The following is a 24,475-nucleotide window of genomic DNA, read 5'->3' on the forward strand; positions in this document are numbered from 1 at the left end:
TGCTGTTGTTGACCCTTAGAATCTACACTGAGGTAACATCGTGATTACAATAATAACTGTTTCAAATTCAGTTACATTTCATTGAATTTGCAAGCATCTAAGCGTAAGCAACAGATTCCGGGACGAACCTATGCCAAACTACCTCAACTGCACAGTACTAAAGTTAGCGTTGTTGTTTTCATCTGCGGCACTGATTACGGCATGCGAAAAAGAGCCAGTTAAAATTACTCCTAAACTGGTTGTTGTTGAGAAAGTGTCGACTGCAACCGTGCCGCTGTATGGCAACTATGTTGGTGTCACCAAAGCATCGCTGGATGTTGAAGTGAGAGCTCGGGTTGATGGTTTTGTTGAAAATAAGAGCTTTATTGAAGGCAGCGCCGTAAAAGAGGGAGCACAACTTTATCGTATCGATAATCGTCCCTATGTGGCAGTAGTCAATCGCTTAAGCGCTAATGTTGAGTCGCAGCAGTCTGCACTTGAAAAGGCGCAACGAGATGTCGAGCGTTTAAAGCCATTGTATGAGCAGGATGCGGCCAGCCAGTTAGATTTTGATAACGCACTATCTATTCTTTCCCAAGCCAAATCGAGTGTTGCAGCCAGTAAAGCTGAGCTTGAAGAGGCAAAGCTTGAACTCAGTTATACCGAGATTAAATCCCCCATTAGTGGCTTAGTGAGCCGCTCTGAAGTTGATATCGGCGCGCTGGTTGGTAGCAGTGGCCAATCATTATTAACCCGAGTTAAGCAAGTTGACCCGATCTATGTCACTTTCAATATGTCGGCACTCGATTACCTTAACGCTCGTCGCCGCATGACCAGTTATAAAGAGCAGCAAGCTGCAGAGTCTGAAGGGAAGGCCGTAGAGGGCTTCGTCACCATTACCTTGCCTGATGACAGCGAGTACCGCTATTTGGGGGATGTGGGTTTTACAGACCCTTCAGTCAATCCCGAAACAGGCACCTTCCAAGTTAGAGCTGAGCTGCCCAACCCAGATAAAGAGCTGCTACCAGGTCAATATACCAATGTCCGAATTAAGCTCAGTGAAGTCGATGATGCGATAGTTATTCCAAACAAAGCGACTCAAGTCGAGCAGGGGGGCGTCTATGTGATGGTGGTGCTACCCAATAATAAAGTGGAGCGTCGCTTTATTGTGGTAAAGCATCAAGTGGAAATGGGGGTGGTGGTTAAAAGCGGATTAAAAGCTGGGGAATTGGTTATTGTTGAAGGCATGCATCGAGTGCGCCATGGACAGCTTGCTGAACCGTTAACCGCTGAGCAGTACTATTTGAAAGAGGATATTAAGCAGAAAGAGCAAGCGTTAAAACAGCAAGAGCTAGAGCAGGAACAGGAGGAAAACTAATGGCACATTATTTTGTTAATCGCCCAGTTTTTGCCTGTGTGATCTCTATTGTCATCGTGCTGCTAGGACTGATCTCGATGTTCCAATTACCCATTGATCAATATCCCTATATCACCCCACCTCAGGTCAAAATATCAGCATCCTATCCCGGAGCGACATCAACCACAGCTGCGGAATCTGTGGCCACGCCGTTAGAGCAAGAGCTAAATGGGTTGCCAAATATGATCTACATGAGCTCCAAGAGCACTAACTCTGGTAGTTCAAATGTTACGATTACCTTTGATGTTGGCACAAACCCTGACCTTGCTGCGGTTGATGCACAAAACTCTACCCAGCAAGCAACTGGAAGCTTACCCATCGATGTACAAACCGAAGGTGTATCAGTGTCTAAAGAGGCTTCCGTAGAGTTACTTAAGTTAGCGCTTACCTCCGAAGATGAACGGTATGATGAGATATACCTCAGTAATTATGCCACCATAAATATTCAGTCTGCATTAAAGCGAATTCCTGGTGTTGGCCGTGTTCGAAATACTGGTGCGCGTAGCTACTCAATGAGAATCTGGTTAAATCCAGATACTATGGCGGGCTACGGGCTGACAACGACTGATGTCATTGACGCAATTAAAGCTCAAAACAAAGAGTCACCCGCTGGCAGCATCGGCTCACAACCTAATGCTGACACCTTAAGTATGACCTTACCTATCACCGCCGCTGGGCGGATGAGCAGTGTACCGCAGTTTAACGAAATTATTGTGCGGGCAAACTCTGATGGCTCAATAATACGTCTGCGTGATATTGCGAAAGTTGAACTAGGTTCATCAGCTTACACTCTACAATCTCAGCTTAATGGTAATAATGCGACTATTTTACAGGTGTATTTATTGCCAGGTGCTAATGCGCTCGAAGTCACGAAAAAAGTCAAAGCTGAGATGGCTAAATTGTCACAAAAATTCCCTCAAGGGATGAATTGGGAAGTCTTTTTTGATGCCTCAGTATTTATCGAGAACTCTATCGAGGAGGTCGTTAAAACACTGATTGAAGCATTGGTGCTGGTAATCGTTGTAGTATTTCTGTTTCTACAAAATCTTCGGGCCACCTTAATACCAACCATTGCAGTGCCAGTTTCGTTAATTGGTACCTTAGCGGCAATGCTAGCCTTTGGCTTTACCATCAATACTGTCAGTTTATTAGCGCTAGTACTGGCTATCGGTATCGTTGTTGATGATGCTATTGTCGTCGTTGAAAATGTTGAACGGCTAATGCATGAAAATGGGTTAAGTCCCGCAGAGGCAACTAAGGTCGCGATGAAGGAGCTTTCTGGGGCACTGGTCGCAACCAGTTTAGTGCTTGCCGCTGTATTTGTGCCCGTCTCTTTCTTATCTGGGATCACCGGTATCATGTACCGTGAGTTTGCCGTTGCCATCACGGTTGCGGTACTGATTTCTACCGTGGTTGCACTGACGCTATCTCCAGCATTATGTGCGCTATTACTTAAACCCGATGACAAAGCAACGTCAGGCCTTTTCAAATGGATTAATGACCGCTTAGACACGTTAACTAGCAAGTATGTGGGATTAGTTGTATTGACCAATAAGCATGCAAAACGCAGTTACTTAATGTTTGCACTGATGGTGGGCGGCGTGTATCTGATCATGAGCTCTTTACCGTCGAGCTTTATGCCGGATGAAGATCAAGGGCGATTCTTTATTGATGCGTCATTACCTAATGGCGCTACCGTTAATCGTACTCAAGATGTGCTTAAAAAAGCTGAAGCGATAGTGCTTGCTCACCCTGCGGTAGCGTACTCATTTACCTTAGCGGGCGAAAATAGGCGCTCTGGCTCAAATCAAGCTAATGGCCAGTTTGAGATTATCCTTAAGCCTTGGTCTGAACGCGCCGAAAATGATGCCACGGTACAAAAAGTGATGAATGATATTAAGCAGGATTTACATGATGTACTAGAGGCCGAATTTAAAATTTACTTGCCCTCAGCTGTACCGGGTCTAGGAAATGGCTCTGGTGTTGAAATGGAGCTGCAAGATACCTCTGGTAGCAACTTTAAAGGATTAATGGAAACGGCTGACGAGCTGGTGGAAGCCCTTAAATTACAGCCAGAAATCGCCACTGCTGGATTGTCATTACAATCGGCGATCCCAAAACTGCATTTGAGCGTTGATGAAGCGAAAGCGATGGCAATTGGGGTTAAGGTGGCCGATATTTATGGCACAATTAAAACCTTCACAGACTCATCGACGGTCAATGACTTTAACCTTTTTGGCCGTGTATATCGTGTAAAAGTACAAGCAGAAGATCAGTTTAGGCAATTTCCAGATCAAATTGAGGATTATCATGTCCGCTCTGCGTCTGGAGCTATGGTGCCTATTGGTGTTATGGCCAAATATGATTACTCTGTCGGACCCGCATCAATCACTCATTACAATATGTTCACCAGTGCCTCGATCAATGCTTCTCCTGCGTCTGGTTATGCTTCGGGCGATGTTATCAAAGCGATCGAACGTGTGGCTAAACCAATGCTGCCTGATGAATTTAGCTATGAGTGGACGGGTATAACCTACCAAGAGGTTCAGTCGGCCAACCAAACTGCCATTGCAGTGACCCTTGCGATGCTGTTTGTCTTTCTTTTTTTGGCGGCACTTTATGAAAGTTGGACTTTACCGATTGCAGTGTTGCTTATCGCACCTATTGCCATGTTAGGTGCCTCACTGGGGACCCTCATTAGCGGAATGGAGAGTAATCTCTTTTTCCAAGTTGCCTTTATCGCACTTATCGGCATGGCTGCTAAGAACTCAATTTTGATTGTTGAGTTTGCCAATCAGTTACATCAAGAGGGTAAGAGTCGCTTAGACTCTGCAATTGAGGCTGCCAATATGCGCTTTAGGCCAATTTTAATGACCTCGCTAGCTTTCATTCTTGGGGTGCTGCCACTGGTACTCTCTGTCGGTCCTGGTGCGGTTAGTAGACAAAGCATCTCTATCCCGATTCTTTGTGGGATGATATTCGCGACGACTGTTGGCATTGTATTGGTTCCTCTCTTTTTTGTGACGACCGCAGGCTGGGTACGATCCAAAATCAGCGACAAAGCGGTTACCGCGGAGGTTGCTACTCATGCCTAATTTAACCAAGCAATGGCAGAGTGCAGTGGCAGGTAACTTACTGTCAGCCTATTTGAAAGCGTTTAAACTCAAGGGAATTGCATTGAGTACCGTCTCTGGCGTTCTATTTATTGCTGGCTGCGCTATGGGGCCTGACTACCAAAGACCTGACATCGATATTCCCGAGCAATATCTAGAGGAGCTGCAACAAACTGAAGGCCTGAATGCAGGGCTTAAACATTGGCGCGAGTTTTATCTTGATCCTGAGTTACAACTCCTTATTGAACATGCTCTCGATCAAAATCTTGACTTAGAAGGGGTTCGTTCAAGGCTATTAGCCGCTAGAGCTAACGTCACTGTGACCGATGCTGACTTATTTCCAGTAGTAGGCTTAAATGCTAGTGGTGAGCGGGCGCTAGATAGCGCATTAACCAGTACAGACCCTGTAAAAGAAGATACTTTTTATGTTGCTGGTACGGTTTCATGGGAGCTGGATCTTTGGGGCGCGAATCGTCGCCGCAGTGAAGCTGAGTTTGCAAACTTTATCTCATCTCAAGAGGCGCTTAATCTAGCCACTATCAGTCTCATTAGCGATGTGGCTAGTCGCTACTATGAATGGCTCGATATTGAGCAGCGATACCAAATTTCGCTTAATACCGCACAGCTGCGTAAAAAGGAGCGAGATCTGGCGAGGTTGCGTAAGCAAAATGGTGTGATATCCGGCTTGCAAGTCAGACAAGCTGAAGTGGAGTATCAAAGTGCCAAAGTCACATTGCCCGATCTCGATTATGAGCGCAGTGAGAAGGCCAATCAGTTACGGATCCTATTAGGGGAGTTTAAGTACCCACTAACGCCTAAAACAGAAGCGCAGTTAAAAGCTGAAGGCCCACTGTTCCCAGACTCATTTGCAGTTGGCATACCTTCGCAAATGCTATCGCAACGTCCTGATGTTAAAACTGCAGAGCAAGCCCTTGTGGCTGCCAATGCCAATGTTGGTGTTGCTAAGACGGCATTTTTCCCAAAGTTCACCATCAGCGGCAGTTATGGTTCAGAGTCTGAAAGCCTCAGTGATATCTTTGATAGTGAGGGGGTAACTTGGTCACTCTTAGCCGGCATAACCGCCCCAATATTCAACTCTGGTAAGATTTCTGCGCAATATGATGTTGCCAAGGAAGAGGCAAAGCAAGCAATGCTCAGCTATAGGAGTACGGTACTGGCAGCCTACTTTGAAGTTAATGATGCAATGAACAGTTTTAGGCGTTCAGAATTAGCAATTGAAGCACAACAAGAGTTGGTTGAAGCATCAACAGAATATACTCGCTTAGCTATGTTGCGGTACCGCAATGGTGTGTCAAGTTCATTAGACTTGATGGATGCCCAGCGTAATTTGTTCAGTGCACAGTTGACGTTAAGCCAGGTAAAACGCGATCGATTATTATCAATGATCACTTTGTATCGCGCTCTAGGTGGCGGCGTGCTGACAAGTGCAGAGATGCAAGCTGAACTAGAGCAAGAGTAACTATACCGCAAGATTTAAAAGCTGTTATTTTTAGGGGCTGTTGATCTTTCGAGCTTAGTTTTTGTTCGATTCTTTACCGTAAGGAATAATGCTTCTAGTACAAGGCTTGGGCGATAAAGCTTAGCTGGCTAGGTGAAAAGCTCATAACACCGTAATAGAAGCATTGAAACGAACCCAAAGGGCCGCGTTTCTTGGCTATTTTTACTGTGTTGTAGACTATTTGTGGAGAATAACTAAACGGCAAAGCCTCCGCCTTGTCAAAATAGCCAATAAACTGCGGCAAAAACAACCGTGAAAGATCAACAGCCCCTAGTTAGTCGCTCTTTTTAGTGAGCAGTGCTCAAGGAGGAGTAATGAGTTTGAGCGCAGGGAAATACGATAGGGTTCGGTTTGTGTTGCTGGTCGGCGTGCTCGGTTAGGGAGTTTCTACCGCAGTTATACTGATTGGTATTAATTCAGACGAGTATGGGAGACAAGTCATTTTTTGATGGATTTGTCTCCTCATTCGTTATATTTGCTACAGCAGGGGTTTTGTTTGGGTATAGCATGTGGAGAGCCAAGCTTGCTAAATCTTTGAAGGCTAATTATTTCTTTGCTTTATTGTGCCTATAGCTCTCCCTTTTTAGTAACCGTCAAACTAAACAAGATTTAGACAGGAGTCTTTATGTTTTGCCGTACTCGATTCTCAAAGTATTTTTTATTGGTAATTAGCGTCACTTTTGCAACCGTGGGGATTTTTCAGGCTGGCTACCTTATTGGTTTGGCTGGATACTCTGAAGACTTTAGTTTTAGCTCTATCAGCCTACTGCAAATTAGCTTGCTGCTCCTAGGCGCTTGGGGAGTATTTGAGCTGATAAGAAGAGTCAAAAGGAGTGGTTTGAAGTTTGATTAAGGTGTTATAGCTGATAATTAATACCCATTGCATTAAGTATTTGAGCAGTTCAGAACCCCCAGTCTTTTCAATTCAAAGCGCATTGGTAAAGAAAGGGTTATTCCCTTTTAAGCCAATGCAAAGCAGAAGTGGAAAGACTGAGGGGCTCACGTAGTGCGGCTGAGGTTAAACAAATTGGCAAACGCTGTATGCTTCGTTATGGGATTTGGATATACGACTAAATGGTCTATTTTGTTCCATACAAAATAAGACATTCCGGCCCTCCTTGGCGGTCAGATTTAGGAGGTATGAGACCAAGGATGGTCGAAGGTAGAATAATGCAGGAGCAATTATCGAGAGCGAAGCAGGATGCCAGAGCCGAGAATAACTATTAGCTCAAATCCCACTACTTGCCTACAGCGTTTTGAATTCCCGCTGAATGGTCAAACTTTTAATGCAATTGGTATAATTTGGTGGTGATAAGCTTTGGTGCACAATAAAGGTCAGCATTTGCTGACCTTTCATTATTCAGGCTCAAGCAGTCGCAATATCACTCACGACATTGAGCAAGCTATTTAACTAAAGAGGGTATTTTTTAGCTCGGCGGCCGGGATCTTAAACGGTTCTATTAACCTCGGTGGCCTAAGTACCAAAGCACCTTGGCAATTGTTACAGGTGAAATGCATCTTCTCACTGCAGCTTTTGCAATAAGTGCATTCGAAAGAGCAGATATAAGCGACCTCTTTTCGAGCTAACTTTGTCTTACAGCATTCGCACTCGGTTTTCATTCTTAACATAAATTCACTCCCTTGAATAACTAATCTACTGCTACAACGGTTGTAACAAGGGTTTGTCTCTTCCATGAGCTTGTTACTGTCACATTTAGGTTTTCATTGCATTCCAAAACATGGAAAAGCTTGCCTGCTTGTGAGTTACATCTTGCCACTTATCAGGGTGGTCTAAAAAGTATCGTGTCGCAGCCAAGTATTGGCCGTGGCAACCTTCTAGCATCAATGATAGCGGATAATTCGCTAGGATGCCTGTTTTTTGACCATGAGTGATTAACTCTCCCATAAAGCTCAAGATCCCTGTCATTGCTTGCTGCCTTATCTCTGCCGCAATGGAGGGGGACATCGAATACTGCTGAAAAAACTCCTGTTTTAAGGGGTTGGCAATCGCCCAATCGATAGCAACATTCCACAGATGTTCAGCGTCTAACTGCAGTTCTCCCTTATTGCTCGATTTCGACTGTATTTCAGTTGCAAGCTCCTGCTTTATATTGAGAAAGAGATAGTTCATCAATTCATTCTTTGATGCGAAATGATGAAATAGCGTCCCTGTTGCCACCCCTGCAGTTTTGGCGATAGAGGCCGTTGACGTGGCATAAAAGCCTTGGCTGACAAATAGCGTCAGCGCAGTGTCTAGTATGGCTTGTTTTTTATCTATTTTACTCATCAATGAGATTACCCTAATGCTTTAGCGCAGGAAAAATTTTGTCAGTAATTGTTGCAAAGCGCCGCCGTAAGGAGGGTGGACTAGTTTACCAGTATTGAAGAATTTGCCACGCTTGAGAATCGTTTTAGCATGGCTAAAAGTTAAGAAGCCTTCTTTGCCGTGGTAGTGTCCCATTCCTGATGGGCCGATACCACCAAATGGTGCGTCATCTGCGGCAACATGAAACACGGTTTCATTAATACAAACACCGCCAGAGTGAGTGTGATTCATGACTTTCTGTTGAGTCGCTTTATCAAAGCTCATTAAATAGAGTGCTAATGGACGCGGGCGTTGATTGACGTAGTCGATCGCATCATCTAACTCTTCATAGGGTATAACGGGTAATAATGGGCCAAATATCTCATCTTGCAGTAATAGCATGTCGTCGGTGGCGCCAGTAATAACTTGGGTGGGGACTTTACGTTTTTCAGTATTAATCGCTTCGTCATTGGCACTTTCTACGGTTGCACCTTTTGCTTTAGCATCGTCGAGAACTTGCATCATGCGGTCAAATTGACGTTGGTTGATGATACTGCCGTAGTCTTTGTTGTCACTGACTTGGCCATACATTTTGGTAAATTTTCTTTTATAGGCTTGTACAAAATCATTAAGCTTTTCTTTGGGCACTAACACGTAATCGGGTGCGACACATATTTGACCTGAGTTAAGACATTTACCGTAGATCATGCGCTCAACAGCAATATCCATATCAATATCATCGGCTACGATAACTGGTGATTTACCACCAAGCTCTAAGGTTACTGGGGTAAGGTTTTGCGCCGCACTACGCATAACGTGACGACCAACGGTAGTGGAGCCGGTAAATAGCATATGATCAAACGGTAGCGATGAGAATTCTGCAGCAACATCTGCTTCGCCTTCGACGCAGGCAACATGGTTTTGATCATAGATGCTTGCAAGCATGGCTATCAGAACTTTGTTGGTCTCTGGGGTAAACTCAGATAGTTTTATCATCGCTCGGTTACCGGCAGCTAACGCCGTAATCAGAGGGCCTACCGATAACATAATCGGGAAATTCCATGGCACGATAATACCAACGACACCAAGCGGTTGGTATTGCACTTTAATGCTAGCTGGAGCGAGCAACAGGCCAGCATGACGGCGACTTGGCTTCATCCATTTTTTCAAATGTTTGAGACTGTAATTGATGTTGTTGATACACGGCATGATGTCAGAGATATTACTGTCATCAATTGAGCGGTTACCATAGTCTCGGTTTAACGCCTGAACCAGTTGCTCTTGATAGGCTAGTATCGACTTTTTAAGGCTCTTTAGGTGCTCAATTCTCGCTTCATAGGATGGAGCAGGTTGAGCGAGATATTGAGTACGCTGCGCGACTAGAATATCTGATAAAGGCTGTGTTGCTTGTTGAATTGGCATGTTCATTTTCATCGCTCCAGAAAGTGCTCTTTAAATAACCGACTGATTAGTCGGTCTAATATAATTCACTTTTTTGCAAAGGTCAAATATCAGTTTGTTTTGTGAGCAAGATCAACTTCACTTGGCTAAACTTCACTAAAATGAAATGTGTAGTTACACCACTAAAGGAGGCTAAGATGAGTGATAAAAGACATGGAATATCAATTGGTATTGAGCGGTTTGGTGACAAGTTCCATTTGAGTTTTACTGCAAAAGGTAAGCTTACACACCAAGATTATCAATATATGGTACCTATGATTGAGTCTGCTTTAGCCGAGGTTCAGCATCCCGAAATCAATGTGGTTGCAGATGTTACAGAGCTTGATGGTTGGGAGGTTAGAGCGGCGTGGGATGACCTTAAACTTGGCTTAGCTCATAAACGTGAGTTTAAAAAAATAGCCGTTGTTGGTAGTGGGGACTTTCAAGAGTGGATGACAAAGATTGGAAGCTGGTTTATGCCTTATGATGCCAAGTTTTTTGAAGATAAAGAGCAAGCATATAAGTGGTTAAAGGATTAACGTTGAACTAGTTAATCATTTTTACTCAAACTATTAAGTTAGTTTGTGGCCCATAGGCTGCGATGTATAAAGCCTTTAAGCTAACAATTTAGCCTTGGTCTTGCTTCGAGCGAGAACGAATGACTAAAGCGGATAGCGGCCACAGCATAGTCTAATTAAACAATGTTTGGAGGAATTCGATATGCGTACTCGACAAATATTATGCCCGACCGATTTTTCTGAAACCGCCTCACATGCGCTCAAGTATGCAATAGAGATGGCTAACCTTTACCATGTAGGATTACGATTGGTGCATGTTATTGATCAGCCTGTAGGACTCGAGAACTACCAAATACTCACTGTGACGCCGGAAGAACTTGCCAAAAGCATGGAAGATAATGCTGCAGAGCAGATGCATGCCTTGTTAGCTGAGCTTAATAGTGAGTTGTCGGTAGAGAGCGTTATCCGCCATGGCGTTGCTTCGGAGCAGATCCTTAAAGAAGCGGAGTCTTCAGAGGCGGGGATGATAGTTATCGCTAGCCACGGCCGTACGGGCTTGTCTCACTTTTTGGCCACTAATGTTGCAGAAGCGGTGGCTAATAGGGCTAAGTGCCCTGTGTTAGTGGTGAAGTAGCAATAGCAAAGTTTGATTACTAGGGGCTGTTGATCTTTCGAGCTTAGTTTTTGTTCGGTTCTTTACCGTAAGGAATAATGCTTCTAGTACAAGGCTTGAGCGATAAAGCTTAGCTGGCTAAAAAGCTCATAACACCGTAATAGAAGCATTGAATCGAACCCAAAGAGCCGCGTTTCTTGGTTATTTTTACTGTGTTGTAGACTATTTGTGGAGAATAACTAAACGGCATAGCCTCCGCCTTGTCAAAATAGCCAATAAACTACGGCAAAAACAACCGTGAAAGATCAACAGCCCCTAACGTTATCAGTTAAATAAAAGGAGTCGCTATGCGTACTCGTCAGATCCTTTGTCCAACAGATTTCTCTATAACGGCGTCACATGCGCTCAGTTATGCGGTAGAGATGGCAAATTTATATGGTGTCAGTTTAAGATTGTTGCATGTGATGAGTGAGCCATTTAATGAGCATCATTATGGCTTAGCGGTTGAAGCTGTGGCAGAACTTGAGCAACAAATAACTTCGTTTGCGACTGAAAGTTTACAAAAAATTCAGCTCGATATACAGGCGGAGCTCAATCACGGTCTCACTGTGCAAACCGTTATTCGTAGTGGCGATGTGTTAACTGAGATTTTAGCTGAATCAGAGCAGGGGGAAATAGGCATGATAGTGGTTGCTAGCCATGGTCGACAAGGCATTGCCCACCTTCTTAACCCCAATATTGCCGAGGCATTAGCTAATAAAGCTAAAACCCCGGTGTTAGTGGTTAAATAAGCTTGCTTGATTATTAGCAAGTCAGTGGTAGCGCTAATTATACTCGCGTTAGAAGCTAGAGCCTGGTTGCTGCAAAAATGCCAATTCTGCAGCAGTGGATGTGCGACCTAAAATCGCATTTCGATGTGGATAGCGGCCAAACTGTTCGATGATCGCTTTGTGCCTGCGCTCAAACTCAAGGTTACCTTGGGCTGCCTCTCGGCTAAATAACCGCACTGCGACTTCGTGGACGGCAAGCGATTCGCTGTGCATATAGGGCATGAATAAAAATGGTACTTGCTTAGCTTTAAGTTCGCTATCACTGTTAAGTGCAACGGCTTCTTGTGCCAGCACTAAAGCAACTGAATCTGCCGCAAAAGATTGCGGCGTATCGCGATAGATATTACGTGAGAATTGATCTAGCACGATAACCTCCGCTAAGCGTCCTTCTGGCGTTGCACGCCAATGGTAAAGCTCTCCTGCAACGGCTTGCTTTAGCACTGCTTCAAAACGTTTTTTTATCAGCGCATCAAACTCAGTATCTTTTATCCACCACTGTTTTGGTTCTATCTCGTCAAACCAAAAATGTAAAATAGTATCGGGCGTTATAGGGTTACTTTCTGCTTTTTGATCCATAGTTAAATCCAATTTCGGTGGTCATTATGAACAAGCGATAGTGATCGCTCAGCGATATAACGGGCATCGATTACTGATATATAGGGTAGCTTAATACTGCCACTTGCAAGCCCAATTTCAAGATTAGCTAACTGACTGCGTTTTTGATTCGGGGTTTGGCTCATTGCGACATGCTGTACTTTACTCAAGGCGACAAGCTGCCAAGAGTGGCCGAATAAGCCTGAGTGAAACCACAGATTATCCCCTTCAATCACATATCCATATTGGCGATATCTTAGGTAGATCCCAACACTAAATAGGCTAGCTGCAATCCAAAGGAGCTCGGTAAATATGTCTAAACCATGAAAGTAAGTATTGATTGCAGGAACCAGCAGCGGCAATAGGCCACGCCGCCAGAACCAACCTATGTGGATATGTTGGTAGGTTTTAGGCAGCGTGGTGGAGGTTGCCTCAATGCCTTTTAGCTTTGGTAGCAGCTCGGCAATACCACTGCGAGACATCGTCGGCACCAGCATGTTACTGCTGCCGCGCTGCTCAACTTCATGACCTTTTACTTGCTGGAAATACGCAGTCCAGCGTTTAAAGAGCCGGCCCACAAGTGGTTGATAGAATTTAACGACTTGAATGCGCTTTATTGCTAAAGCATCGTTTTGTTTGGCGATAATCCCGCCCGTGCGATGTAAGGTATTTCCGCTACGACTCAAGCGATAGGGAAAGTATTTCAGCACGGCAGATGTCATGGAGAGAATCGAAAAAAGTAGATAGAATAAAGTTAAAGCCAACAGTGCAAAGGTTGCCTGCAAAATAAAGCTGATAGCGATATTGGCATCGTACCAAGCCCAGAAAGCTTGCACAGATTGCAGGTTTTCCATTGACTCCCAATCGAGTTGACCAAATAGTGGCCCCAAGACAACGGCTAACCAAATAGCATTGTTCTGATACAACCCGAATAAAACCAACTCCTTAAAACTTTTACGTGCGACTGTATTGTGTCGAGTCTCAGCCGTGTTCGCGCCAACGTCAGTGCTATTGGTCGAGCTTTGTTGCTCTTGCTCGGTCATCAAACGCTTTTTCAGCGCTAAAGCTTCTTTGTAATCAAGGGCTGAAAGTTCCGCTTCATTGCCTTTAGACCCCGCGGTTTCTACCACAATGCTGTAGAGCCCCATAGGCCTAAAATAAAGAGGTTGCTGCAAGCGAACGTTTTGAATTTTATTGAAAGGGATTTCGTCGACTTTCTTGAAAATGATACCGTGCTTAATATTAAGCTTGTTAGCATCAATCTTGAATCGAAATTTGAACCATTGCAGCACGCTGTAACTAAGGATTAAGAGCAGGCTTAATAGCACTGCAATAATAACCCAAGGGCTACTAAAACCCTGCTTCCAGCCAGTGTAAACGACAGGGATTAGCGCATAACCGTTGCTCAATAGTTGTTTAAAAGCGAACAAGGTAAAGCTAATAATTGACCAAGCTGATAGCGATGACCATTCTGCAAATCTATTGCTCATGGCGCGCCTCAGACTCTTTTATTGCTGACGGCTTAGTTGCGAGCTCGTCAGTGTCATCTGAAACTTCAGTTTGGGTATCGTTTTGCTCTATATCAGCCTGCTCAGATATGAGTCCATCAAGGCTATTAAGCACATCAGGTTGGTCATCGCTTAGCTCTGTATCTGTTTGCTGCGGATCGGTTAAGTGAGCTTTGGCTGCTTGGGCGAGTAGGTGTTGACGTAAATGCTCCGCGGTTTGTTGCTCTATACCTGGAAGTTCTATTTCTGCGCTGCCGCTACCAGCACTAAAACACTTTAAGGTAAATAGATTAAAGTGCCTTTCTAGTGGCCCCTGAGACAGGCTAACATGCTGCAATCTAGAGTAGGGCAGTGAAGTGCGCTTATGCCACCAGAGGCCCTTTTCCATCAAAAATTCGTGTTCACATACACCATAGCCAAGCTTTTGTGCTTGTCTATGACTAAGATAACCAATGGCAAACATTAGCAGCAGCACTGCGGTGATGATGAGGATGACATAGGTAACGCTCAGTGCACCTGGTAAAATGGTGGCAAGTGAGGCGACAATAAAGCCAATTAATGCAATGAATAAACTCTCATAGAGTACTTGGGTATAGTAGCGCTCATCAATTCTTTGTAGCTCAACCTCTTCAAACCCCTGCCATTGAGCTTGAGGGACTAAGCTGTGAGCTGAGTGTGTGTTCTCCGTGCTTTCTGTATTCCCTGTTTCAGTTGCTAAACCATCTACTGCGCTATTTTGCTGCTCGGCTTTACTTGGGGAGTTAGTTGAAGTCGTGACATTTTCCAATTGTGAATCATCCATTTCATTGCTCATGTAACACGTATTATCTTTATCAACTATATCAGTATCTAACAAACCTTCGCCAGTAGGAGACATATTTGGCAACATTTTGATTAATATTGATTCATTGCTAACCACATGACCTAGCGTGTTCCTGGCATGCTTAAGGCATTCCCTCCATCCCTGGAGGTCAGATATGGGAGGTACGAGAGTAAGGATGCTCGAATCTATACCCATGCTGGAGTGATTATCGAGAGTTACGCAGGAGCAGTTACCGAGGAGCATTTAATGACCTTACCTCAAAGCCGCTAAACTTTCTCTGAGCGATCAAATCTTTAGCCTGATTGGTATAATCTAGTCGCTATCACTTGTTATTTACTGCAAATAACGTAATTTACGGGCTATTACTTCCTAAAAATTAAATTAATGAGTCTTAATCAACCTGTTTCTAAACAGCAAAAAGCATTTTATAGAAAGCTGTTTATCGCACATCAAATCGAAACTGAAAGCCATAATCTACTGTCTTTGCATAAACTCACAGGTATGCCCCGCAGAACCTTACAAGATTCAATTGCCGCGTTTAGTGACTTAGGAATTGATTGTGAGTTCGTTCAAGATGAGGGACGTAATAATTCAGGCAGCTATAAAATTGCTGACTGGGGGCCAATTAATGCTACTTGGGTTAGCCAAAATTTAGCGCAAATAGAACAGCTGCTGAATTAAGCAAATCTTATATTAAAGCAGGTCAATAGGATTGATGCAGGGCATTGTCATGCCCTGTGTGTTTACTTAAAGTCTAAAATGCCTTTTAACGGATAAAAGCATACCTTTACTTTTATATTTAGCCTAAGGGTATGATAAATAGTGGTATTGTCTGTATTGTTTTTATACAGATAAGGTTTCTCCGTCTTCAGGAATAAACACCTTATCTGCTAGTTTATTTTCCTCCAATACACGTTTGAAAGTCTTACGATCAGTAGGGCAGTGATTTAACGCTTCCATATGGTTGGCTATCACCTTGTTAGGTGAAAGTGCGACAAACTCCAATATCTCACTGGTTGACATCAATAATGGCTGGCCTACATCCATCTGTGCCTCCCCGGCAGCAACAACGGTAATATCGGGTTGTAGCTCTGTTAGCGCTCGTCTGACATCAGCGGTTAGCACAGTATCACCGCTAATATAAATACTGGGTTCATTGGGGAGTTCAAGGAAGAAACCGCTGCCATTTGCCATCAATTTGTGGATCCAACCATGACCATGCTGTGCTGGCACCGCGGTGATCCTACCGCCTAAAAAATCGATGGTCTGCCAGTCATCTACACCGTTAGTGACCGTAATACCATATTTTTCTAAGTAGGCTTTATCCTTTGCGGGTGTGGTGACCGGAATATTGCGACTTACCAAGAATTGCTCTCCGGCAAGATCTAGATGATCTGAATGTTGAAGTGGCTTAAACCCGAAGGTCTGGCTATGGGTTAAAATAGTATGAGTGACTTTTTCTAACATTTTATCTGTATTGGCAGGGAGTTCAACCGTTGGGTTTTTCTTTGGCTTAAAACGCAATACAGAGAATGGCGGAATCGTCCCTTTCGCACCTAACATAGGGTCTATTAGGATAAAGTGCTTGCCAGACTCAATAACAAATGTGGCGCTGCGTAGGTGGTGAATTTTCATAATATAACCTGTTTAAAAAAGTGGTGACCAGATAGGCGTCATTATAGGAAAGTGGATATGTGTGTAATACTGTCCTAAAGGTCACCTTTCGCTCAAATTGGGACAGTGGGATGGATAAAAAGCGATTCAAGGTTATGGTATTGGCATTCGATGGGATCAGTGCGTTCCATCTATCGGTGCCATGTTTGGTTTTTGAAGAGGTCTTTATAGGCGATTATCAACCCTTCGAACTCACCCTGTTTAGTATGACTGAAAAGGCGTTGAAGAATAGCCATGGTTTTTCATTGGCCGTTGAAGCACAGCTGGAGGCGTTAGTAGAGGCTGATATTGTGATAATACCCAGCTGGCCAAGTTCGATGCCATCTGCTCCAGCATCGCTAATAGAGGCATTGCAGTTGGCGCACAGCAACGGGGCATTGTTAGTTGGCCTGTGTCTTGGCGCGTTTGTTATTGCTGAAACTGGCTTGTTAAATGGGCTTACTGCGACCACGCACTGGGCGTTTAGCGATAGGTTTAAAGCGCAATTTCCACAAGTGATATTTGATAGTGAACCGCTGTTTATTGAACATGAACAGTTGCTCACTTCGGCGGGTGTCGCGGCCGCATTAGATTGTTGTTTGCACCTTGTGAGACGTTTATTGGGCACTGAAGTGGCTGCCAACCTTGCAAGATCAATGGTGACGGCGCCGTTCCGCTCGGGTGGACAACAACAGTACATACCCATACCTATCCCTAAAATGCCAGAAAGCCAAACGAGTCTGACGTTAGTGATGGAGTCGATAAGCTCCCAGATAACGCAAGCACACAATATTGACGATGTGGCCCTGCGTTGTGCGATGAGTCGGCGCACTTTTACCCGTCATTTTAGGGCTATTTATGGCTGTAGCTTTAATGAGTGGCTGCTAAATCAGCGACTGGAACTAAGCCAAACTTTACTTGAAACCACAAGCAATTCAGTCGCTCTAGTCGCTGAGTTGTCCGGTTTCGGTTCCGAAAGTGTTTATCGAAAGCATTTTAAACAAGCTTTTAAGGTTTCACCTTCACAGTGGCGTCACACATTTTATGGTTAATCTTAGCTATTCCCGTAGCCAAATTAACCCAAAATTAAGTGTTACTAATTAAACTACGCGATCCTTGAATATTCAGGGATAATAATTGCTCTTTTTAAAATGGTTTCAAATGAGTTTGAGGATTTAGTCCGTGCTAGCCAATGTTTCTGCTTTACAGTCAAAGTTAAAATTAATTGATAACAGCAAAGTTTTTCAAGGCTTTGTCATTTTTGTTATTATTGTCTCCGCTTTATCGATAGGAGCGCATACCTACCACCTACCTACCTGGATGGAAAAAAGCCTAGTACTCCTTGACCTTGGCATCACAGTATTTTTTGCTATTGAAATTGTTATTCGATTTCTTGCAAGCGATGGCCCGAAACGTTTCTTTAGTAATGGTTGGAATATTTTTGACACCATCATAGTGATTGGTAGCTTAATCCCCGCGGGCGGCTCGGCAATCCTGCTGGCAAGGTTGCTGCGTATCTTCAGAGTATTGCGTCTAGTATCAATGATCCCAGAGTTAAGGATGTTGGTTAACGCGCTACTAAAAGCGATCCCAAGAATGGGGTATATCGCACTGTTAATGTTTGTAATCTTTTATATTTACGGCGCTATTGGTAGCATGCTTTTTGCAAATATTAATGATTTTCTATGGGGCGATGTCTCTGTGGCGATGTTAACGCTATTTAGGGTATCAACCTTTGAGTCATGGACCTCGGTAATGTACGAAACCATGGCGGTATACCCTCTAAGCTGGCTCTATTATTTGAGCTTCATTTTCCTGACGGCTTTTGTATTTCTAAACATGATGGTCGGTGCAGTGCTTGATGTAATGACTCAGGAAACGGCAGCAATGCGGGCTGAAGATGAAGCCAAAGTAGATATCCCTGCAAGCGATAAACCCGCAAGTGCCGCCGATGTGGCAGAGCTGAAACAGCAGATAGAAGAGTTGAAAGGTTTATTGTTACAAAAAGCGGGATAAAACGAATGGGATAAATACCATTCATATTTTTTCATATTGTTGGTTTATTGGTTCATATCTACTGCCAAAGTTATTAATAACTTGGGAGTAACATTTGTCTCAAATAACACAATGGGATGATGAATATGAAAACTGCACACGCTTTGATGCTTGCAAGCTTAACGGCGACCTCGATGGGCACTGCTATGGCGGCCGATAACAATGAGCTATTCGGTGGCCAGCTAAGTGGTAACGTTAAGTTTGCCACTGACTACGTTTTTCGTGGTGAGTCTGAAACAATGGATGGCGATGTCCCTGTAGTTCAGGGTACGTTGGGTTGGGGTAACGATGATGGATGGTATACCGGCGTTTTTGCATCAAACATTAAGTTTGCTGATCCTAACCTTGAGATAGTTACTGCTCCCTACATTGGAAAAGCGGGCAGCTTTGGTGATAGCGGTGTGACATATGATGTGATGGTGTTTTCATATCTTTACCCAGGCGCTTCTTACTCAAACTACACTGAGCTATGGATTAAAGTCGGTAAACAGTTTGGTCAGGCGAACGTCACATTAGAAGTGACGCCGACTATTGATGACTGGTTTGGCGTAGAGGGTTGGCAGGGCGTTAACTATGCGGTTCACCCAAGCTACGACTTTAACAACGGTATTAAGGTGTCGGGGTCATTTGGTTACCAAGATCTTGACGGTGAAGGCGCTGAAGGTTGGACGCATTGGAACCTAGGTGTTGCAGCGAGCTATGTGGGCTTAGATTTTGACTTGCGTTACCATGGCAGTTCAGTTGATGAGTCTCATCTAGTGTATGGCACGCAAACAGAGATCTTTGATGACCGTGTGGTCTTCGGTTTAAGTAAGAGTTTTTAATCTATACCCTTAATAAAAGCCGGCTTAATCAAGTCGGCTTTTTTATCATGAGTAACCTAAGCTGGAAGCAACGCTGGAATATTAGTCCGTAGTGGATCAGGTTGAGAGTTCAGGATGTGTATTCGCAGCCAAATTATGTCGATACCTGCCCCCGTTGGTTGGGTTTAAAAATGATTCCCCCTCGGTGACAGAGCTCGACAATAAGCCCGCTATTGTGCGACGGTATAAGCCTTGTCTAAATCTCTGTTAATTGCCACTGAAAACAGGCATCTTGAGGTCGAACAGGTATATAATGTGGCGTTAATACGGTGAAGCAAAATACCTGAACGTTATAGAAACGTATGGTAGAGGTGATATATGGGCTATAGGGTGCTGGTTGTTGATGACGAAGCCGTCATTAGAGCTAGATTGAAAGGCTATTTTGAGAAAGAGGGCTATCAAGTCGTCGAAGCTCAAGATGGCGAGCAGATGTGGTATGAGTTTGAGCGGCAACACATCGACTTGGTCATGCTCGATATTAATCTACCTGGTACAGATGGGTTAAGCCTTGCCCGCGAACTGCGAAGCCGAGGTGATGTAGGGATCATCTTAGTTACCGGCCGTGATGAGACTATCGATAAAATCGTAGGTTTAGAGATGGGGGCCGATGATTATGTTACTAAACCATTCGAGCTAAGGGAGTTGTTAGTTAGGGTTAAAAATCTACTTTGGCGTATATCTTTAGTGCAAAGAGCAAAAGATGAAGGCGCAGTGAAAGTCGACCCAAATGACAACATTATTGCTTTTAACGACTACACATTAGAACTGAATAGCCGTCAATTAAGCTGTAATGGTGAGCTCATCAAGCTGACTAAAGCTGAATTTGAACTGCTTACCGCTTTTTCACTGCATCCGCAACAAGTGCTCTCACGTGACCGACTTATGCAGCAAACCAGCCACCGCAATCAAGATGTAAACGACAGAACCATCGATGTCATCATCAGGCGATTACGTAATAAACTGTCTGCTGAGCTATTTGTCACTGTGCATGGCGAAGGCTATCTGTTTGCTGCAAAAGTGAAAGACTAAGCAGGTGCCTTTGTTGTCTATGTTCGCTTTATTAGCTGTGAGTTAGTCAGTATTGTTAACGCGATAGATAGGGTAGTAATCCGCCGGCGCTAAGCTGGTTTTTAAAACTTGTTTATTTATACTACCAATACTTTGGCTCTGAATTTTTGGGCCAATATCGCCAAACGCTAATGCGCCTTGAAGCTCCTTTACTGCCACATCAATGGCGAGCATACCTTGTACGACGACTAAGTCATCATTACTAAACTCAACCCGCTGGCGATAGATACCACGAAGGATAGCAGGTGACAAATAACTGCTAACCAGTTTGATATCATCTTCAAGTTGAAGCTGCCTTAAAATGGCAACACCGGCCTCAATGGCCACCGCACTGCCTAGAATATATTGTGGCGTTTGGCTGCTTAAGAGACTCTCAATTTCATCGCGATACAAATTACGATTGTTGTCAGCGTGACGCACGGCTGATATCGTCACTTGGCTATTGACCAGTGCAGCCGTTAACCCTTGCTCAACTAAACCACTTCCGCCTTGTTTATCGGGGCCAGCTAACAGTGCAACTTGGGTTGGCTGCGAGGTTTGCTTACGTATATATTGACCTGCTTGAAAGCCCATCTGGTACCAATTTACCCCAATCCGAGTGTTAACTTGTTTGCTATCTAAACGGTTAACTAAGGCAATAATGGGTTTGTTGAGAGGTGGTTTGTAGAAATCGAGTATATCTGGGCGAACAGCGCCAAGTAAGATTGCATCGTAGTTGTGTTTCATGCAGCTATCGAGCTGACTCAATTGTTTGTCGAGACCGTAGTATCCGCCGGCTTCAAATACTGCCAATGCAGATTCAGCTTTTTTGCTTGCTCGACTAAACCATAGTTGATACCGGTCCAATAGCTGTCTTTTAAGTGCGGCATGAGCACGCAAATTCGCCAGTCTTTTTTGGCTTTATTGAGTGGAGTATACTGAATGGGTGTTGATTGCTGAATGGTTTGATCAAAGGGCTGCCGCTGTTCAAGCGACCAGCTAGGTACGGTTACAGCTGCATTTAAGAATGGACTGGCGAGTGATAGCGCAAGTAGTAAACTTTTCCATTGCAGTAAAGCTTTCGCCATAGTTAACATACCTTTGTTTCGTGCTAATGTTAGATACTAATGTTAGATATTGTAACAGCATACCGTAGAAGAGTGAGTCCTTTGTCATTATCCTTATTGCCGCGGCCTAGATTATCTTTATCAAGAAAGAGCTTAATTGGACGCTTAATGCTGGCCTTCAGTCTATTAGCGCTGTTGTTATTGTTATTAGTCTCTCTTGGAAGTTTAAGTCTGCACTGGGTACAACAGGCTGATAAGTATCTCTACGACAGAGCGCTGCCAGCATCTGAGGCCGCTCGCCAGTTGGTGTTATCAAGTAACGCCCTAGCCGAAAACGCTAAGTTGTTGGGCCAGTCTGAGCAAGAGTCGCAGCGGCAATTAATCGGACGGAAATTGTCAATTAACAGCGCGGCTATGCTAAATGCAATTAAAGTACTTAAAGCCCTCAATGTGAACTTTGATCTAAGCCTTGAGCAAAGCGCATCGGACATCATTAGCGATCTATCCTTGCTTGGGGAACAAGTTGGTCAGCGCATTTTGGCTGGCTACCAATTGCAGTTACAAGGTAAAGCGCTGGTGGGGGCTTCAAATCAAAGTACTGAGTTATTGTTAGCGGAGCTTGCGATTGTCGATTCCGGTATTTTGTCTAAACTTAGTTTAGCTTACCCGCAAGCGGTGGGCACAGAGCAAACTTCTAAGTTACTTGATAGCTTGATAGAGCAAGATGTTGATATACAAGAACGACTGAATCGAGCACTGAAAATAGTGCATAACATTGCTTTAATGGGACAAGTATTTCAATCACCTGAACTGGACAGCACGGTATTTAATTCGTTAGCCAAAAATGACAGTCAGCTAACCCAGCTCGGGGTGTCATTGAGTGGCTTAAATGATCCATCATCAGATGCTGGTGTACGCTATTTTGCGTCGTTAACACGGCTATCAACAATTATTCGCGATCCTGTTCGAGCAAAGGCATTTGCAAAGCAGGTCACTATTTTGCAGACCTTGCCGCAAAGTATCTTACTGCAAAAGCATCACACTCAGTTAAACCAAATCCAAGAGTTACAGCTGCAGGCACTCACCGATAAACTGGATGCATTAAATAGTGCTGTAGATAGCGCCATGAGGACACAACGTATAGAGGCTGATAATGCCAGAAGCGATTACCTTAACCAATTGAGCTGGTCGAAAGTGAGCCTGTTACTTACAGGGTTACTCATGTTGTTAGTGATAGCGTTCGTTATTTATAAAGTGATCTATCAGGGCATTGCGCTCAAGCTCAATGCCGCCACCAATGCATTAGCGCAGTTAAGTCTGGGTAACACTGCGGTGACTATTGATACCCAAGGCGATGATGAATTAGCCGCGATGGCGAGTGCGATTAAAGCATTTAAACAAAAGACCGAACATAACCTTAAATTGCAAGCTGAACTGCGTGATACTGCTGAAGAGTTATATGAGCATAAGCAAGCCTTGGAAGCGAAAGTTGAGGCGCGAACATTAGAGTTGGCTGAAGCTAATATTCAGTTAGACAAAGAAGCGAAAGGGCATGTGTTAGCCCGAGACATGGCAGAGCAAGCTAGTCAGGCTAAATCACTGTTTTTAGCCACCATGAGTCATGAGATCCGCACCCCGCTTAACGGTTTACTGGGCACTTTAACATTGCTTGGGCATTCCAACTTACCACCTGCTCAAAGGCAGATGCTGGCTCTGTCGCAATACAGTGGAACATTGCTGCAAACGGTGCTCAACGACATTTTAGATTTCTCTCGACTTGAACAGAGCAAATTGGCGAACGAGCCAAGGGCGGTAGACTTAGCTCAACTGCTCGATGAAGTCGCGGCGATCATGTTGGCTGGAGCTGGGCTTGCCGGCTTAACCTTAGTGGCTAACTATAAGGACTTACCTAAGTGGGTCTATGTTGACGGTCCCAAATTACGCCAAGTCTTGTTTAACCTATTGGGAAATGCCATTAAATTTACTCCGGAAGGAAATGTTGAGTTAAGTGTAACGGTAGCGCGCGATGAGCTGGCATTCAAAGTTCAAGATAGCGGTGTGGGAATTGATGCCAGTGCGATGAAAAAGCTATTTAAGGCTTACAGTAATGAGCCTGGAAAAGGTCGTGATCGCGGCACAGGGCTTGGCCTTGCTATCAGTAAACAATTGGTTGAGTTAATGAGTTCAGCCCCTGGAAACACAAAGTCTTTGTGGGTAAAAAGCGAAGTAGGGCAAGGAAGTTGCTTTGGTTTTTCATTACCGTTAACAGTCTGCGCAGGTCCCGATAGGACACTACAACAGCAGGCTGAACGGGTGAATTCCAAGCAGGTACTCGTGGTAGAAGACAACAAGATCAATGCAATGGTGGCTCAGGGGTTTCTAGCACACTTAGGTCATGACTCTAAGCTAGCAACTAGCTGCGAAGCGGCGCGGAAGCTCTACACCCAACAAACAGCCACTCAATATGATGCCATCATGCTTGATATCCAGTTAGGTGATGGTTCGGGAATTAGCTTATTAGAGGAGTTGCAACAGATAAACAAACAAGCAGCTCATACCCCCCCTATCGCAGCATTTACTGCACAGCTACAAGCTGAAGATATGGAAAACTATCAAGTTAAGGGGTTTGATCAAGTGTTGATGAAACCGTTAGATATGCAGGCGTTGTCAGTTTGGCTTGGCTGCGCTAAAGAACCTGATGTAATAGCAAATGTTGAGCAAAATCATGCCAGTAAACTAGAACCATGCTCAACAGAGTTGCTTGATGATGAGCAACTTACCCAAGATATGAGCTACTTAGGTAAAGATGCTGTCGTAGAATTATTCAACCTTTATCAAGCGTCTAGTCAAACGCATATAACGACTCTTACCAAAGCGCCTGAAGATTTTGAACGAGTATTACATGCGCTAAAGGGCAGCAGCGCTAGTATGGGGTTGTCGCTGTTGGCGACTAAGTGCCGTGATGTTGAACAATTAAAAATCAGTGCAGACGAGTATCTGCAGTTCCAGCATTCAGCACTGTGCGAGTTATGGCGCTCTTCTTTAGATGAATTGTCTAAATGGCTTGATGGTCAGGTATAACGTAGCGTTGTAGCAAGCTAAGTTAACAATATCCCATAAGCGAGTCTCGT

The 24,475-nt window shown here is 44.1% G+C and carries 23 protein-coding genes; 13 read left to right on the forward strand and 10 right to left on the reverse strand.

Annotated elements, in window-relative coordinates; translation table 11 throughout:
* Nucleotides 1-130: 130 nt before the first annotated feature.
* The 3 genes from SWP_RS04620 to SWP_RS04630 are packed head-to-tail and all read left to right on the forward strand — an operon-like array spanning nt 131 to nt 5,989.
* The gene (locus SWP_RS04620; RefSeq protein WP_044555671.1) at nt 131-1,357 is read left to right on the forward strand and encodes an efflux RND transporter periplasmic adaptor subunit; all 1,227 of its coding nucleotides are present in this window, start codon (nt 131-133) and stop codon (nt 1,355-1,357) included.
* Entirely contained in the window at nt 1,357-4,491 is a 3,135-nt protein-coding gene (locus SWP_RS04625) for an efflux RND transporter permease subunit (protein WP_020911226.1), read from the forward strand. The genes SWP_RS04620 and SWP_RS04625 overlap by 1 nt, the downstream gene beginning before the upstream one ends.
* Nucleotides 4,484-5,989: an efflux transporter outer membrane subunit gene (locus tag SWP_RS04630; RefSeq protein WP_020911227.1), complete on the forward strand. Its 1,506-nt coding sequence runs from the start codon at nt 4,484-4,486 to the stop codon at nt 5,987-5,989. The genes SWP_RS04625 and SWP_RS04630 overlap by 8 nt, the downstream gene beginning before the upstream one ends.
* A gap of 94 nt (nt 5,990-6,083) precedes the next feature.
* On the opposite strand, the gene SWP_RS24100 is transcribed toward SWP_RS04630, so the two are convergent.
* Nucleotides 6,084-6,233 (reverse strand): hypothetical protein, encoded by a 150-nt coding sequence (locus tag SWP_RS24100; protein ID WP_187148538.1) that lies wholly within the window; start codon nt 6,231-6,233, stop codon nt 6,084-6,086.
* A 420-nt stretch (nt 6,234-6,653) separates the two neighbouring features.
* Between SWP_RS24100 and SWP_RS04635 the strand changes: the two genes are divergently transcribed.
* Nucleotides 6,654-6,881, forward strand: coding sequence for a hypothetical protein (locus SWP_RS04635; protein ID WP_020911229.1), 228 nt, complete (start codon nt 6,654-6,656; stop codon nt 6,879-6,881).
* Nucleotides 6,882-7,435: 554 nt separating this feature from the next.
* Here the strand turns inward: SWP_RS04635 and SWP_RS23360 are convergent.
* Genes SWP_RS23360 through SWP_RS04645 form a run of 3 tightly spaced genes read right to left on the reverse strand, consistent with a single transcriptional unit; the run spans nt 7,436 to nt 9,761 of the window.
* Complete coding sequence (locus SWP_RS23360) at nt 7,436-7,723, reverse strand: DUF1272 domain-containing protein (protein WP_338057157.1); 288 nt, start codon at nt 7,721-7,723, stop codon at nt 7,436-7,438.
* A 19-nt stretch (nt 7,724-7,742) separates the two neighbouring features.
* Complete coding sequence (locus tag SWP_RS04640) at nt 7,743-8,315, reverse strand: TetR/AcrR family transcriptional regulator (protein ID WP_020911231.1); 573 nt, start codon at nt 8,313-8,315, stop codon at nt 7,743-7,745.
* Nucleotides 8,316-8,336: 21 nt separating this feature from the next.
* Entirely contained in the window at nt 8,337-9,761 is a 1,425-nt protein-coding gene (locus SWP_RS04645; protein ID WP_020911232.1) for a coniferyl aldehyde dehydrogenase, read from the reverse strand.
* A gap of 170 nt (nt 9,762-9,931) precedes the next feature.
* Here SWP_RS04645 and SWP_RS04650 point away from each other — a divergent pair, with 170 nt between their 5' ends.
* The 3 genes from SWP_RS04650 to SWP_RS04660 all read left to right on the forward strand — a co-directional run bounded on the left by SWP_RS04650 (nt 9,932) and on the right by SWP_RS04660 (nt 11,695).
* The gene (locus SWP_RS04650; RefSeq protein WP_020911233.1) at nt 9,932-10,312 is read left to right on the forward strand and encodes a SpoIIAA family protein; all 381 of its coding nucleotides are present in this window, start codon (nt 9,932-9,934) and stop codon (nt 10,310-10,312) included.
* A 181-nt stretch (nt 10,313-10,493) separates the two neighbouring features.
* Nucleotides 10,494-10,925 (forward strand): universal stress protein, encoded by a 432-nt coding sequence (locus SWP_RS04655; RefSeq protein WP_020911234.1) that lies wholly within the window; start codon nt 10,494-10,496, stop codon nt 10,923-10,925.
* Between the two features lie 326 nt (nt 10,926-11,251).
* Nucleotides 11,252-11,695: a universal stress protein gene (locus SWP_RS04660; RefSeq protein WP_020911236.1), complete on the forward strand. Its 444-nt coding sequence runs from the start codon at nt 11,252-11,254 to the stop codon at nt 11,693-11,695.
* A gap of 48 nt (nt 11,696-11,743) precedes the next feature.
* On the opposite strand, the gene SWP_RS04665 is transcribed toward SWP_RS04660, so the two are convergent.
* Genes SWP_RS04665 through SWP_RS04675 form a run of 3 tightly spaced genes read right to left on the reverse strand, consistent with a single transcriptional unit; the run spans nt 11,744 to nt 14,713 of the window.
* Nucleotides 11,744-12,310, reverse strand: a complete 567-nt coding sequence (locus SWP_RS04665) for a DUF924 family protein (protein ID WP_044555672.1) — start codon at nt 12,308-12,310, stop codon at nt 11,744-11,746.
* Between the two features lie 2 nt (nt 12,311-12,312).
* Nucleotides 12,313-13,818, reverse strand: a complete 1,506-nt coding sequence (locus tag SWP_RS04670; protein ID WP_020911238.1) for a PH domain-containing protein — start codon at nt 13,816-13,818, stop codon at nt 12,313-12,315.
* Complete coding sequence (locus SWP_RS04675) at nt 13,808-14,713, reverse strand: PH domain-containing protein (protein ID WP_228371113.1); 906 nt, start codon at nt 14,711-14,713, stop codon at nt 13,808-13,810. The genes SWP_RS04670 and SWP_RS04675 overlap by 11 nt, the downstream gene beginning before the upstream one ends.
* Nucleotides 14,714-15,043: 330 nt before the next feature.
* Between SWP_RS04675 and SWP_RS04680 the strand changes: the two genes are divergently transcribed.
* The gene (locus tag SWP_RS04680) at nt 15,044-15,340 is read left to right on the forward strand and encodes a winged helix-turn-helix domain-containing protein (RefSeq protein ID WP_020911241.1); all 297 of its coding nucleotides are present in this window, start codon (nt 15,044-15,046) and stop codon (nt 15,338-15,340) included.
* Nucleotides 15,341-15,502: 162 nt separating this feature from the next.
* Here SWP_RS04680 and SWP_RS04685 read toward each other — a convergent pair whose 3' ends face one another.
* Nucleotides 15,503-16,294, reverse strand: coding sequence for an MBL fold metallo-hydrolase (locus SWP_RS04685; protein ID WP_020911242.1), 792 nt, complete (start codon nt 16,292-16,294; stop codon nt 15,503-15,505).
* 110 nt (nt 16,295-16,404) lie between these two features.
* Between SWP_RS04685 and SWP_RS04690 the strand changes: the two genes are divergently transcribed.
* From SWP_RS04690 to torR, 4 genes are all read left to right on the forward strand, one after another.
* Nucleotides 16,405-17,364 (forward strand): GlxA family transcriptional regulator, encoded by a 960-nt coding sequence (locus SWP_RS04690; RefSeq protein ID WP_044555673.1) that lies wholly within the window; start codon nt 16,405-16,407, stop codon nt 17,362-17,364.
* 130 nt (nt 17,365-17,494) lie between these two features.
* Entirely contained in the window at nt 17,495-18,328 is an 834-nt protein-coding gene (locus SWP_RS04695; RefSeq protein WP_044555674.1) for an ion transporter, read from the forward strand.
* Between the two features lie 125 nt (nt 18,329-18,453).
* Entirely contained in the window at nt 18,454-19,191 is a 738-nt protein-coding gene (locus SWP_RS04700; RefSeq protein ID WP_044555675.1) for a TorF family putative porin, read from the forward strand.
* Nucleotides 19,192-19,548: 357 nt separating this feature from the next.
* Nucleotides 19,549-20,259, forward strand: coding sequence for a two-component system response regulator TorR (torR, locus tag SWP_RS04705; RefSeq protein WP_020911247.1), 711 nt, complete (start codon nt 19,549-19,551; stop codon nt 20,257-20,259).
* Between the two features lie 42 nt (nt 20,260-20,301).
* Here the strand turns inward: torR and torT are convergent, their stop codons facing one another.
* Nucleotides 20,302-21,144 carry a TMAO reductase system periplasmic protein TorT gene (gene torT / locus SWP_RS04710; RefSeq protein ID WP_228371114.1) on the reverse strand — a complete coding sequence of 281 codons (843 nt, stop codon included), beginning with the start codon at nt 21,142-21,144 and terminating at the stop codon, nt 20,302-20,304.
* Complete coding sequence (locus tag SWP_RS24385) at nt 21,042-21,365, reverse strand: hypothetical protein (protein WP_228371115.1); 324 nt, start codon at nt 21,363-21,365, stop codon at nt 21,042-21,044. Before SWP_RS24385 ends, torT begins: the two co-directional genes overlap by 103 nt.
* A gap of 147 nt (nt 21,366-21,512) precedes the next feature.
* Between SWP_RS24385 and torS the strand changes: the two genes are divergently transcribed.
* On the forward strand, nt 21,513-24,425 hold the full coding sequence (gene torS, locus SWP_RS04715) for a TMAO reductase system sensor histidine kinase/response regulator TorS (protein ID WP_044555676.1): 2,913 nt from the start codon (nt 21,513-21,515) through the stop codon (nt 24,423-24,425).
* Nucleotides 24,426-24,475: the final 50 nt, after the last annotated feature.

The organism is Shewanella piezotolerans WP3 (genome assembly GCF_000014885.1).
In the GTDB taxonomy this organism is placed as follows: domain Bacteria; phylum Pseudomonadota; class Gammaproteobacteria; order Enterobacterales; family Shewanellaceae; genus Shewanella; species Shewanella piezotolerans.

Coding starts and splice junctions, on each gene's coding strand:
- SWP_RS04650 (WP_020911233.1), top strand. CDS start 9,932: ATGAGTGATAAAAGACATGGAATATCAATTGGTATTGAGCGGTTTGGT.
- SWP_RS04635 (WP_020911229.1), top strand. CDS start 6,654: ATGTTTTGCCGTACTCGATTCTCAAAGTATTTTTTATTGGTAATTAGC.
- SWP_RS04675 (WP_228371113.1), bottom strand. CDS start 14,713: ATGTCTCCTACTGGCGAAGGTTTGTTAGATACTGATATAGTTGATAAA.
- SWP_RS04655 (WP_020911234.1), top strand. CDS start 10,494: ATGCGTACTCGACAAATATTATGCCCGACCGATTTTTCTGAAACCGCC.
- SWP_RS04625 (WP_020911226.1), top strand. CDS start 1,357: ATGGCACATTATTTTGTTAATCGCCCAGTTTTTGCCTGTGTGATCTCT.
- SWP_RS04620 (WP_044555671.1), top strand. CDS start 131: ATGCCAAACTACCTCAACTGCACAGTACTAAAGTTAGCGTTGTTGTTT.
- SWP_RS04690 (WP_044555673.1), top strand. CDS start 16,405: ATGGATAAAAAGCGATTCAAGGTTATGGTATTGGCATTCGATGGGATC.
- SWP_RS04680 (WP_020911241.1), top strand. CDS start 15,044: ATGAGTCTTAATCAACCTGTTTCTAAACAGCAAAAAGCATTTTATAGA.
- SWP_RS04665 (WP_044555672.1), bottom strand. CDS start 12,310: ATGGATCAAAAAGCAGAAAGTAACCCTATAACGCCCGATACTATTTTA.
- SWP_RS04685 (WP_020911242.1), bottom strand. CDS start 16,294: ATGAAAATTCACCACCTACGCAGCGCCACATTTGTTATTGAGTCTGGC.
- torS (WP_044555676.1), top strand. CDS start 21,513: ATGCTGGCCTTCAGTCTATTAGCGCTGTTGTTATTGTTATTAGTCTCT.
- SWP_RS04700 (WP_044555675.1), top strand. CDS start 18,454: ATGAAAACTGCACACGCTTTGATGCTTGCAAGCTTAACGGCGACCTCG.
- SWP_RS04630 (WP_020911227.1), top strand. CDS start 4,484: ATGCCTAATTTAACCAAGCAATGGCAGAGTGCAGTGGCAGGTAACTTA.
- SWP_RS04645 (WP_020911232.1), bottom strand. CDS start 9,761: ATGAACATGCCAATTCAACAAGCAACACAGCCTTTATCAGATATTCTA.
- SWP_RS04670 (WP_020911238.1), bottom strand. CDS start 13,818: ATGAGCAATAGATTTGCAGAATGGTCATCGCTATCAGCTTGGTCAATT.
- SWP_RS04660 (WP_020911236.1), top strand. CDS start 11,252: ATGCGTACTCGTCAGATCCTTTGTCCAACAGATTTCTCTATAACGGCG.
- SWP_RS04640 (WP_020911231.1), bottom strand. CDS start 8,315: ATGAGTAAAATAGATAAAAAACAAGCCATACTAGACACTGCGCTGACG.
- SWP_RS23360 (WP_338057157.1), bottom strand. CDS start 7,723: ATGGAAGAGACAAACCCTTGTTACAACCGTTGTAGCAGTAGATTAGTT.
- torR (WP_020911247.1), top strand. CDS start 19,549: ATGGGCTATAGGGTGCTGGTTGTTGATGACGAAGCCGTCATTAGAGCT.
- SWP_RS24385 (WP_228371115.1), bottom strand. CDS start 21,365: ATGGCGAAAGCTTTACTGCAATGGAAAAGTTTACTACTTGCGCTATCA.